The sequence below is a fragment of the Cellulomonas sp. ACRRI genome, from assembly GCF_022346185.1.
GTDB lineage: Bacteria > Actinomycetota > Actinomycetes > Actinomycetales > Cellulomonadaceae > Cellulomonas.
Window position 1 is genome coordinate 1 of the sequence record NZ_JAKRMS010000132.1, and the last position, 11,852, is coordinate 11,852.

The window sequence follows — 11,852 nt, forward strand, 5'->3', positions numbered from 1 at the left end:
GCGCCGCGGGGCGCGGGGGCGGAACCGGGGGTCGCGCGGGGCGCCCAGACGTCCTCCGGCCGCGGGCCCGGGTGCTCCGGCGCCGCGCGGCCCGACGTCGCCACGGCGGCGGCTGCGACGAGAGCGGCGGTCCCCATCGTGCCGGCCGCGGAGGTGCCGCCCGCGGCGGCGGCCGGTCCGGGCCCGATCACGGCGTGCACCGGGGCGGGGCCGAGTGCGAGGGGAACGGTGCCCGCGGCGGCCGACGCTGCGGCGCCCCGGCCCGCCGGCGCCGCGGTGTCGACGGCGACCGACGCTGGGGTGGCGACGCCCACGTCCACGCCCGCCGGCGCTGCGGTGCCCACGCCAGCCGACGCCGCGGTGGCCACGCCCGCCGGCGCTGCGGTGCCCACGCCAGCCGACGCCGCGGTGGCCACGCCCGCCGGCGCTGCGGTGGCCACGCCAGCCGACGCCGCGGTGGCCACGCCCGCCGGCGCTGCGGTGCCGACGTCCACGCCCGCCGGCGCTGCGGCGCCCACGCCAGCCGCCGCTGCGGTGCCCACGCCAGCCGGCGCTGCGGTCCCCGCGCCGGCCGGCGCCGCGGTGCCCGCGCCCGCCGCCGGCACCCCCGCCGACTCGAGCGGGAACGACCACGCCACGTCCCACGGCCGGCTGTGCCGCGCCCGCCGGCCGCCCGGCGCGTGCGGCGGCGGGGCGGCGCCGAGCCGCGGCGCGGGTGCCGGCAGCGTCGCGAGGATCCGCGCGCGGGCGGGGAGCTCGACGCCCCGCCAGAGCAGGAACGCCAGCGCGGCGGACGCGACCAGCACCAGCCCGATCGCCGCGGGCCCGCGCACGGGCGTCGCGACGACGACCTTGATGACCAGCTCGTGCAGCAGGTAGAAGGAGAACGACAGCGCCCCGCCGAGCTTCACCGCCGGGTGCAGCGCCCACCGGTTCCGCCCGTCGATGTCCCCCCAGGCGCACCCCGCGGCGAGCGGGGCGAAGACGGCCGCGAGCACGGCGGTCAGCGCGGTCGGGTGCACGTCCACCGCGGCCGCGCCGAGGACGCAGGCGGCGAGCACGGCGAGCAGCACCCCGGCCGGCACCCGCGGCCGCCAGCCCTCGCGCACGGCCAGCGCCGCCACCATGCCGAGCAGGAACTCCGGCAGCCGGGCGGGCGGCAGGTGGAACAGCACCGGGATGAGCGTCGGCCAGGCCAGCGCGACGGCGACCGGGGCGGCGAGCGCGGCCCCGGCGACGACGACGCGCGTGCGCGCGGTCATCCGGCGCAGCGCCCAGAGCAGCGCCGGGAACGCGGCGTAGAAGGCGATCTCGCAGGACAGCGACCAGGCGACGCCGTTGACGGCGAACACGACGTCGCGGTCGGGCGACCAGGCCTGGACGAGCAGCGCGCCGGACAGCAGCGTGCCGGGGTCGACCCGGCTCCCGACGACCAGCACGGTCACCGCGAGCCCGATCGCGAGCGCGGTGAGGTGGTTCGGCAGGATCCGGGCGAGCCGGCGGGTGTAGAACGCCCCGAGCGTGGTGCCGGGCTGCGCGGTCCAGGTGAGCACGAATCCCGAGAGCACGAAGAACAGCCCGACGCCGGTGTAGAACGCGCTGGAACCGCGCAGCACCTGCAGGTTCCAGGAGTTCACGTGGTAGAGCATCACCAGCAGCGCGCCGGCGGCCCGCAGGCCGTTGAGGCTCCACAGCACGGGCAGGCGGTCGCCGCTGGGCGCGGTACCCGTCACTTCGCCCTCCCGGGGTGGCAGTCGTCGGCCGGGGCTGGTCGCGGCTGCGCGGGAGCCCCGCGGCAGGCCTGTCGTTGCGGTGCAAATTAGGACAAACGGTGCAGATCGTGTCAAGGGGGGTGCGACCGTCCGGGTGAGTGTGTCGGTGGTCGCTCGTACAGTGGACGCCTACGACCCCGGATCCGCTGGATCCGGGGTTCTCGTGCTGACCGCGCCCCGCCGCCGGCACCCCGGAAGGAACCCATGAACGTCGCCGGACTGCTGCCCGTCCTCCTCACCGACCCCGCCGTCGCGCGCGCCGTCTCCCTCGTCCCGTCCCGCGGCGAGGTCGACGTCGTCGGGCCCGCGGGCATCCGCCCGCCCCTGCTGGCCGCGCTGGCCGGTGCCCGCGGCGGCGCCCCCGCCGACGGAGCCGCCTCCGCCGGGAAGCGCCCCGGCCGCCCGCTGGTCGTCGTCACCGCCACCGGCCGCGACGCGGACGAGACGGCCGCCGCCCTGCGCTGCTACCTGCCGGACGACGACGTGGCCGTGCTCCCGTCCTGGGAGACGCTGCCGCACGAGCGGCTCTCGCCCCGCAGCGACACCGTCGCCCGCCGGCTGGCCGTGTTCCGCCGGCTCGCGCACCCGGACCCCGAGCCCGGCCACGCCGGGCCGATCCGCGTCCTCGTCATGCCCGTGCGCGCGCTGCTCCAGCCCGTCGTGGCCGGGCTCGGCGAGTTGGAGCCCGTCTCCCTGGACGTGGGCCAGCGGGCCGACCTGTCCGACGTCGCCGAGCGGCTGGTCGCCGCCGCCTACAGCCGGGTCGACATGGTCGAACGACGCGGCGAGTTCGCGGTGCGCGGCGGCATCCTCGACGTGTTCCCGCCGACCGAGGACCACCCGCTGCGCATCGAGTTCTGGGGCGAGGACGTCGAGGAGATCCGCTGGTTCTCCGTCGCCGACCAGCGCAGCCTCGAGGTCGCGAGCCACGGCCTGTGGGCGCCGCCGTGCCGGGAGATCCTGCTGACCGAGGAGGTGCGCGAGCGCGCGGCGTCCCTGGTCGAGCGGCTGCCCGGCGCGGTCGACATGCTCGACAAGCTCGCCCAGGGCATCGCCGTCGAGGGCATGGAGTCCCTGGCCCCGGCGCTCGTGGGCGACATGGTCCCGGTGCTCGACCTGGTGCCCGACGACGCCCTGCTCGTCCTCGCCGACCCCGAGCGGGTGCGCCGGCGCGCGCACGACCTCGTCGCCACGACCGAGGAGTTCCTGCAGGCCGCGTGGACCTCCGCCGCCGCCGGCGCCGCGACGCCGCTCGACCTGTCCGCCGCCTCGTTCGCGTCGTTCGCCGAGGTGCGGGCGCTCGCGGCCGTGCGCGGCCTCGGCTGGTGGACGCTGAGCCCGTTCACGCTCGACGCGGACGCCGTCGACGCGGCGGACGGCACCGTGGCCGCCGACGACGTCCGCCGCACCGAGGACGGCGTCGAGACCGTCGTGGTCGCGGCCCGGGACGTCGAGCGGTACCGCGGGGAGGTCGACCGGGCGGTCGCCGACGTGCGCCGGCTGCAGCAGGACGGCTGGCGCCTCCTGCTCGCCACCGAGGGTCACGGGCCCGCGCAGCGCATGGCCGAGCAGCTGCGCGCCGCCGACGTGCCCGCCCGCCTGGTCCCGGCGCTCGAGGGTGAGCTCGAGGGCGGCGTCGTCCTCGTGATGCCCGCGCAGGTCGGCCCGGGCTTCGTCTCGGAGGACCTGCGGCTCGCGGTGTTCTCCGAGTCCGACCTCACCGGCCGCCCCGGCGCGTCGACCCGCGACATGCGCAAGATGCCCAGCCGGCGCCGCAACGTGGTCGACCCGCTGCAGCTGCGCCCGGGCGACTTCGTGGTGCACGAGCAGCACGGCGTCGGCCGGTTCGTGGAGCTGATCTCCCGGACCGTCGGGTCGGGCGCCGCCGCCGCGACCCGCGAGTACATGGTCATCGAGTACGCGTCGTCCAAGCGCGGCCAGCCGGGCGACCGGCTGTTCGTGCCGACCGACCAGCTCGACCAGGTGACCAAGTACGTCGGCGGCGAGGCGCCCAGCCTGAACAAGATGGGCGGCTCCGACTGGGCCAAGACCAAGGGCCGGGCCCGCAAGGCGGTCAAGGAGATCGCCGGCGAGCTCATCCGGCTGTACTCCGCCCGGATGGCCACCAGCGGCCACGCGTTCGGCCCGGACACCCCGTGGCAGCGCGAGCTGGAGGACGCGTTCGCCTACGTCGAGACGCCCGACCAGCTGGCGACGATCGACGAGGTCAAGCGGGACATGGAGAAGCCGATCCCCATGGACCGGCTGGTCTGCGGCGACGTCGGCTACGGCAAGACCGAGATCGCGGTGCGCGCGGCGTTCAAGGCGGTGCAGGACGGCAAGCAGGTCGCCGTCCTCGTGCCGACCACCCTGCTCGTGCAGCAGCACCTGGACACGTTCACCGAGCGCTACGCCGGGTTCCCGGTGACCGTGAAGGCGCTGTCGCGGTTCAACACCAAGGCCGAGTCCGAGGCCGTGGTCGACGGCCTGCGCGACGGCAGCGTCGACGTCGTCATCGGCACCCACCGGCTCATCACGGGCGAGGTGCGGTTCAAGGACCTCGGCCTGGTCATCATCGACGAGGAGCAGCGGTTCGGCGTCGAGCACAAGGAGACGCTCAAGGCGCTGCGCACCAACGTCGACGTGCTCGCGATGTCGGCGACCCCGATCCCGCGCACGCTCGAGATGGCGGTGACCGGCATTCGGGAGATGTCCACCCTGGCGACCCCGCCGGAGGAGCGGCACCCGGTGCTGACCTTCGTCGGCGCCTGGGAGGAGAAGCAGATCTCCGCCGCCATCCGCCGCGAGCTGCTGCGCGAGGGCCAGGTGTTCTACGTGCACAACAAGGTCGAGTCGATCGAGCGCACCGCGGCCCGGCTCAACGAGCTCGTGCCCGAGGCCCGGATCGCGGTCGCCCACGGCAAGATGAACGAGCACCAGCTGGAGCAGGTGATCGTCGACTTCTGGGAGAAGCGGTTCGACGTCCTGGTGTGCACGACGATCGTCGAGACCGGCCTGGACATCTCCAACGCGAACACGCTGATCCTGGAGCGTGCCGACCGGCTCGGCCTGTCCCAGCTGCACCAGCTGCGCGGGCGCGTCGGCCGAGGCCGCGAGCGGGCGTACGCGTACTTCCTGTACCCGCCGGAGAAGCCGCTCACCGAGACGGCCCACGACCGGCTGCAGACGATCGCCGCGAACACCGACCTCGGCGCGGGCATGGCGGTCGCGATGAAGGACCTGGAGATCCGCGGCGCCGGCAACATGCTCGGCGGCGAGCAGTCCGGGCACATCGAAGGCGTGGGCTTCGACCTGTACATCCGCATGGTCGGCGAGGCGGTCGCGTCCTACCGCGGCGACCAGCCCGAGGAGCTGCCGGACGTCACCGTCGAGCTGCCCGTCGACGCGCACATCCCGCACGACTACATCGCGCACGAGCGGCTGCGCCTGGAGGCGTACCGCAAGCTCGCCGCCGCGGCGGACGAGACGACGCTCGAGGAGATCTCCGCCGAGCTCGTCGACCGGTACGGCCCGATCCCCGAGGCCGTGACCAACCTGTTCGCGGTCGCCCGGTTCCGGCTGCACGCCCGCACGGCCGGGCTCACCGACATCACCGCGCAGGGCAAGTTCGTGCGGTTCGCGCCGGTCGACCTGCCCGAGTCGGCGCAGCTGCGGCTCAAGCGGCTGTACCCCGGCTCGGTGCTCAAGCCCGCGCTGCGCACCGTGCTGGTGCCGTTCCCGACGACCGCGCGGATCGGCGGCAAGCCGCTGCACGGCGAGGCGATCATGTCCTGGGCGCGGCAGCTGATCGACGCGGTCGTGCTCGGCGACGTGTCCGCGGCGGCGGGGGTGGGCACGGCGGCGCGCTGAGCCCGGCCCCCGCGTCGGGGCCGGTCCTGGCCCCGCGCCCAGGACCGGCCCCTACGATGGGCCGGGTCGGGCGACGGAGAGCGACGAGAGGCCAGGTGTGCGGTGACGCGGAAGACGGTCCGGCGGACGGTGTCCGCCGTCGGGGTGCTGGCGGTGGCGGGCGTGCTGGCCGCGTGCGGCGGCGGGCGGCCCGGCGCGGCGGCGGTGGTCGACGGCCGGTCGATCCCGACCTCCGACGTCGAGACGGCGACCCGAGAGCTCGGCCCCGTGCTGCAGGGCGTCACGTCCTCCGCGATCCTCGGCGTGCTCGTCCAGGAGCCGACGGTCGCGGCGGCGGCCGCCGACGCGGGCGTGGCCGTCTCCGACGAGCAGGCGGCGGACGCCCTCGACCAGCAGGTCGCGGCCGCGGGCGGCGAGGCCGGCCAGGAGTTCTCCCCGACGTCGGTGACCGTCATGCGGTACCTGCTCGAGATCCAGGCGATGCAGGGCGCAGACGACGCGGACACGCTGCTCGCCTCCCTGCAGGAGGACCTCGGGTCGATCGACTTCACGGTCAACCCGCGGTTCGGCAGCGCGGACGAGCTGGGCACCATCGGCACCACGACCTACCCCTGGATCGTCTCCGCCGACGGCACCGCGGCGACCACCGCGCCGTGAGAAGGGCCGACCCCGCCGATCCCACCGCCGTCGCGGACCCGCTGCGGCGGCTCGTCGCGGTGATGGACCGGCTGCGGTCCCCGGGCGGGTGCCCGTGGGACGCCGAGCAGACCCACGCGTCGCTGGTGCCGTACGTGCTCGAGGAGGCCTACGAGGTCGCGGAGGCGGTCGAGGGCGGGGACCGGGGGCACCTGCGCGAGGAGCTCGGCGACCTGCTGCTGCAGGTGGTGTTCCACGCGCGGATCGCCCAGGAGGACCCGGCCGAGCCGTTCGACGTCGACGACGTCGCGGCCGACCTGGTCGCGAAGCTGGTCCGGCGGCACCCGCACGTGTTCGGCGACGCCCGGGTGGCGGACGCCGACGGCGTGAACCGGCAGTGGGACGCCATCAAGCGCGAGGAGAAGCAGCGCGAGTCGGTGCTCGACGGCGTGCCGCTCGCGATGGGCGCGCTCGCCCGGGCGCAGAAGATCGCCGCGCGGGCGGAGCGCTCCGGGCTGGCGGAGGCCGCGCCCGCACCGGGGGCGACCGGCATCGGCGCGGCCGACCTCGGCGCCCGGCTGCTCGCGCTCGTCCAGGAGGCCCGCGCCGCCGGGCTCGACGCCGAGGGCGAGCTCCGGCGGGCGACCGCGGCCTGGGAGCGGGACCTGCGGGCGGCGGAGCGCGGCTGACCACGGCGCGCCGGGCCGAAGGTCCGGGCCCCCGGCGAGCCCCGGGCACCAGGATGGGCGAGGCTCGGGGTGCACCCGCGGCCCGGTGCCCCCTGCCGGCGACGGCGGGCGCACCGCGACACCGGACGAGGAGGGGTCGATGCGCATCGGCGTCCCGAAGGAGGCCCGGCCGGGCGAGCGGCTCGTGGCCGCCACGCCCGCCACCGTGGGCCGGCTCGCGAAGCTGGGCTACGAGGTGGTCGTCGAGCACGGCGCCGGCGAGGCCGCGAGCTTCCCCGACGCCGCGTACGCCGAGGCGGGCGCCGCGCTCGGCGCCGCCGCCGAGGTGTGGGCGAGCGACGTGGTGACGACGGTGAACGCCCCGGCCGACGCCCAGGTCGCGGCCCTGACGCCGGGCGCGACGCTGGTCTCGATGCTGGCGCCCGCCGCGCACCCCGAGCGGGTCGAGGCGCTGGCCGCCCGCGGCGTCACCGCCCTGGCCCTCGACGCCGTGCCCCGCGTGTCCCGGGCCCAGGCGCTCGACGTGCTCAGCACGATGTCGAACGTCGCGGGCTACCGCGCGGTCATCGAGGCCGCCGAGGAGTTCGGCGGCATGTTCACCGGCCAGGTGACGGCCGCGGGCAAGACCCCGCCCGCCACCGTGTTCGTCATCGGCGCGGGTGTCGCGGGGCTCGCGGCGATCGGCGCCGCCGGCAGCCTCGGCGCCCAGGTGCGCGCGTACGACGTGCGGCCCGAGGTCGGCGAGCAGATCGAGTCGATGGGCGCGTCGTTCGTGCAGGCCGCCGCGGCCCAGCAGGAGGTGAGCGCCGACGGCTACGCCCGCGCGCTCACCGCCGAGCAGGAGCGGCTGACCGCCGAGATGTACGCCGCGGAGACGGCGAAGGCCGACATCGTCATCACCACGGCCCTGGTCCGCGGCACCGCGCCGCGCACGATCAGCGCCGAGATGGTCGCGGCCATGCGGCCCGGCTCGGTGATCGTCGACCTGGCCGCGTCCGGCGGCGGCAACTGCGAGCTCACCGTGCCGGGGGAGAAGGTGGTCACCGCGAACGGCGTGACGATCCTCGGCTACACGGACCTGACCAGCCGGATGGCGCGGCACACCTCGCAGCTGTTCGGCACCAACGTCGTCAACCTGCTCACCCTGCTCACCCCGGGCAAGGACGGGGCGCTGGTCCTCGACCTCGACGACCCGGTGCAGCGCGGCATGGCCGTGACCCGGGCGGGGGAGGTGCTCTGGCCGCCGCCGCCCGTGCAGGTGTCCGCGGCGCCGGCGGCGGAGCCCGCCCCCGCGGTCGTGGTCGACCCGGCCGAGCAGGCCCGCACCGCCCGCGAGGTCGCCCGCCGCCGCGGGCAGCGGCAGATGACCGGCCTCGCGCTCGGCGCCGTGCTGCTCGCCCTGGCGATCACGTTCTCGCCCGCCGCGTTCGCCGGGCACTTCACGGTGTTCGTGCTCGCGGTGTTCGTCGGCTACTACGTCATCTCGAACGTCAGCCACTCGCTGCACACGCCGCTGATGGCCCAGACCAACGCCATCTCCGGGATCATCCTGGTCGGCGCGCTGCTGCAGATCGGCAGCGACAGCTGGGTCGTCTCCGCGCTCGCGTTCGCCGCGGCGGCGGTCGCCGCCATCAACATCTTCGGTGGCTTCCTGGTGGCCTACCGGATGATCGGGATGTTCCGGAAGGAGGAGGCCTGAGATGCTCACCTCCGCAGCCCAGGGCGTGTACCTCGTCGCCGCCGTCCTGTTCGTCCTCAGCCTCGCCGGGCTGTCGAAGCAGGAGACCGCCCGCCGCGGCAACCTGCTCGGCATGGTCGGCATGGCGCTCGCGCTGGTCGCCACCGTCCTGCTCAGCGTCGACGTCTCCGAGCGCAGCCCGCTCGTCACCCTGCTGCTCATCGCGCTGGTGCTCATCATCGGCATCGCCGTCGGCACCTGGCGGGCCCGCTCCGTCGAGATGACGCAGATGCCCGAGATGATCGCGATGCTGCACTCGTTCGTCGGTGCCGCGGCCGTGCTGGTGGGGTTCAACTCCTACCTGACCGAGACGCACGCCGACGCGGTGCACCTGGTCGAGGTGTTCCTCGGCGTGCTCATCGGCGCCGTGACGTTCACCGGCTCGATCGTGGCCTACCTCAAGCTGTCGGCGAAGATGTCGTCCGCGCCGCTCACGCTGCCGGGACGCAACTGGCTGAACCTCGGCGCCCTGGTCGCGTCCGCCGGCGCTCTGGGCTGGTTCCTGGCGTCGCCGTCGCTGGTGCCGCTGCTGCTCATGACCGTCGTCGCGCTCGCGCTCGGCTGGCACCTCGTGGCCGCGATCGGCGGCGGCGACATGCCCGTCGTCGTGTCGATGCTCAACTCGTACTCCGGGTGGGCCGCGGCGGCCGCCGGCTTCATGCTGGACAACGACCTGCTGATCGTCACCGGCGCCCTCGTCGGCTCCTCCGGCGCGATCCTGTCGTACATCATGTGCCGCGCGATGAACCGGTCGTTCGTCAGCGTCATCCTCGGTGGCTTCGGCACCGAGGGCGGGACCGTCGTCTCGTCGGGCTCGTCCGAGGTCGGGGAGCACCGCGAGGTCCAGGCGGCCGAGGTCGCGGAGATGCTCAAGTCCGCGTCCAGCGTCGTCATCACCCCGGGCTACGGCATGGCGGTCGCCAAGGCGCAGTACCCGGTCGCCGACCTGGTCGCGCGGCTGCGCGCCGCGGGCGTCGAGGTCCGGTTCGGCGTGCACCCCGTCGCCGGGCGGCTGCCCGGGCACATGAACGTGCTGCTCGCCGAGGCCAAGGTGCCGTACGACATCGTCCTGGAGATGGACGAGATCAACGACGACCTGGCCTCGACCGACGTCGTCCTGGTCATCGGTGCCAACGACACCGTGAACCCCGCCGCGCTGGAGGACCCGGGCTCGCCGATCGCCGGCATGCCCGTCCTCGAGGTGTGGAAGGCCAAGCAGGTCGTCGTGTTCAAGCGGTCGATGGCCACCGGCTACGCCGGCGTGCAGAACCCGCTGTTCTTCCGCGAGAACACGGCGATGCTGTTCGGCGACGCGAAGGACCAGGTCGAGCGCATCGTCGCCGCGCTCTGACAGGCGTTCACCGTCCGGTCGCCGAAGGTCCCACCGCCGCACCGGACGGCGCGCACTAGGCTGAGGTCGCAAACCGACCCGTTTGACGAAGGAGCACCATGGCCAGCATCGAGGCCGTCGGCGCCCGCGAGATCCTCGACTCGCGCGGCAACCCCACTGTCGAGGTCGAGGTCGCGCTCGACGACGGCACCATCGCCCGGGCCGGTGTGCCCTCGGGTGCCTCGACCGGGGCCTTCGAGGCCGTCGAGCGCCGTGACGGCGACAAGTCGCGCTACCTGGGCAAGGGCGTCGAGGACGCGGTCAACGCGGTCATCGACGAGATCGCCCCGGAGCTCATCGGCTTCGAGGCCACCGAGCAGCGCCTGGTCGACCAGGCCCTCATCGAGCTCGACGGCACCCCGAACAAGGGCAAGCTCGGCGCCAACGCGATCCTCGGCGTCTCGCTCGCCGTCGCGAAGGCCGCGGCCGACTCGGCCGACCTGCCGCTGTTCCGCTACGTCGGCGGCCCGAACGCCCACGTGCTGCCCGTCCCGATGATGAACATCCTCAACGGTGGGTCGCACGCCGACTCCAACGTCGACATCCAGGAGTTCATGGTCGCCCCGATCGGCGCGCCGACCTTCCGCGAGGCCCTGCGCACCGGCGCCGAGGTCTACCACTCCCTGAAGTCCGTGCTGAAGAGCAAGGGCCTGTCGACCGGTCTCGGCGACGAGGGCGGCTTCGCGCCGAACCTCGAGTCGAACCGCGCCGCCCTGGACCTCATCCTCGTCGCGATCGAGAAGGCCGGCTTCGTGCCGGGCAAGGACGTCGCGCTGGCCCTCGACGTCGCCGCCACCGAGTTCTTCAAGGACGGCGCCTACCAGTTCGAGGGCAAGGCCCTCGCGCCGGCCGAGATGATCGCGTTCTACGAGCAGCTCGTGTCGGACTACCCGCTGGTGTCCATCGAGGACCCGCTGTCCGAGGACGAGTGGGGCACCTGGTCCGAGCTCGTCGGCAAGGTCGGCGACAAGGTGCAGATCGTCGGCGACGACCTGTTCGTCACCAACCCGGAGCGCCTGGCCAAGGGCATCGAGCTCAAGGCCGCGAACTCGCTGCTGGTCAAGCTGAACCAGATCGGCACCCTGACCGAGACGCTGGACGCCGTCACCCTGGCGCAGCGCAACGGCTTCACCACGATGACCTCGCACCGCTCCGGCGAGACCGAGGACGTCACGATCGCCGACCTGTCCGTCGCGACCAACGCCGGCCAGATCAAGACCGGCGCCCCGGCCCGTGGCGAGCGCATCAACAAGTACAACCAGCTGCTCCGCATCGAGGAGGAGCTGGACGACGCCGGCCGCTACGCCGGCCTGTCGGCCTTCCCCCGCTGGAAGGCCTGAGCCCCCAGGCTCTCGACCGGAGGCCGGTGACCCCGCACGGGGTCGCCGGCCTCCGGCGCGTCCGGGCCCGCCCCGGCACCGCCCGCGCTTGTGCGGATCGTGTGACCGTGCGGACACGGCCGCGTCGCCTGCGAGGTCGCGGGCGCGGTGCGGGGCACAATCGGGACCATGCCCGCCCCTCGTCGTCCCGCCGCGCCCCGCACCGGCGCCGACGACGACGCGACCCGCGGCGGCGACCGGCGGGGCACCGCTCCCCGCACGCCGGCGCCCACGAAGGCGGCGCCCCGCACCGCGAGCATCCCGCGGTCGCCCGCACCCGCGTCCCGCTCGGGCGGCACCCCGGCGACCCGCCCCGCCGCCGCGTCGCGGTCGGCCTCCGCCCCGGCGACCCGGTCGGGGGCCCCGGCGCCGCGCACC

General features: G+C 74.9%; 7 protein-coding genes and 1 pseudogene. 7 read left to right on the top strand and 1 reads right to left on the bottom strand.

The genetic code is table 11. From position 1 onward, the window contains the following. Positions 1 to 1,733 (bottom strand): acyltransferase (locus MHY85_RS17760; protein ID WP_239198899.1); only part of this gene is annotated, 1,733 nt, incomplete at its 3' end. 243 nt (positions 1,734 to 1,976) lie between these two features. Between MHY85_RS17760 and mfd the strand changes: the two genes are divergently transcribed. From mfd to MHY85_RS17795, 7 genes and pseudogenes are all read left to right on the top strand, one after another. After that, positions 1,977 to 5,642 carry a transcription-repair coupling factor gene (mfd, locus tag MHY85_RS17765; RefSeq protein ID WP_239198902.1) on the top strand — a complete coding sequence of 1,222 codons (3,666 nt, stop codon included), beginning with the start codon at positions 1,977 to 1,979 and terminating at the stop codon, positions 5,640 to 5,642. A 102-nt stretch (positions 5,643 to 5,744) separates the two neighbouring features. Next, a complete protein-coding gene (locus MHY85_RS17770; RefSeq protein ID WP_239198905.1) occupies positions 5,745 to 6,299 on the top strand; it encodes a hypothetical protein in 555 nt (184 codons plus the stop codon). Further along, on the top strand, positions 6,296 to 6,967 hold the full coding sequence (locus MHY85_RS17775; RefSeq protein WP_239198908.1) for a YabN family protein: 672 nt from the start codon (positions 6,296 to 6,298) through the stop codon (positions 6,965 to 6,967). The genes MHY85_RS17770 and MHY85_RS17775 overlap by 4 nt, the downstream gene beginning before the upstream one ends. Before the next feature lie 139 nt (positions 6,968 to 7,106). Beyond that, positions 7,107 to 8,666 carry a Re/Si-specific NAD(P)(+) transhydrogenase subunit alpha gene (locus MHY85_RS17780; RefSeq protein WP_239198911.1) on the top strand — a complete coding sequence of 520 codons (1,560 nt, stop codon included), beginning with the start codon at positions 7,107 to 7,109 and terminating at the stop codon, positions 8,664 to 8,666. 1 nt (position 8,667) lies between these two features. Further along, positions 8,668 to 10,056 carry a Re/Si-specific NAD(P)(+) transhydrogenase subunit beta gene (pntB, locus tag MHY85_RS17785; protein WP_239198914.1) on the top strand — a complete coding sequence of 463 codons (1,389 nt, stop codon included), beginning with the start codon at positions 8,668 to 8,670 and terminating at the stop codon, positions 10,054 to 10,056. 98 nt (positions 10,057 to 10,154) lie between these two features. Then, complete coding sequence (gene eno / locus MHY85_RS17790; RefSeq protein WP_239198917.1) at positions 10,155 to 11,435, top strand: phosphopyruvate hydratase; 1,281 nt, start codon at positions 10,155 to 10,157, stop codon at positions 11,433 to 11,435. A 168-nt stretch (positions 11,436 to 11,603) separates the two neighbouring features. Beyond that, a pseudogene (locus tag MHY85_RS17795) lies at positions 11,604 to 11,852 on the top strand (hypothetical protein); the annotation flags it as partial.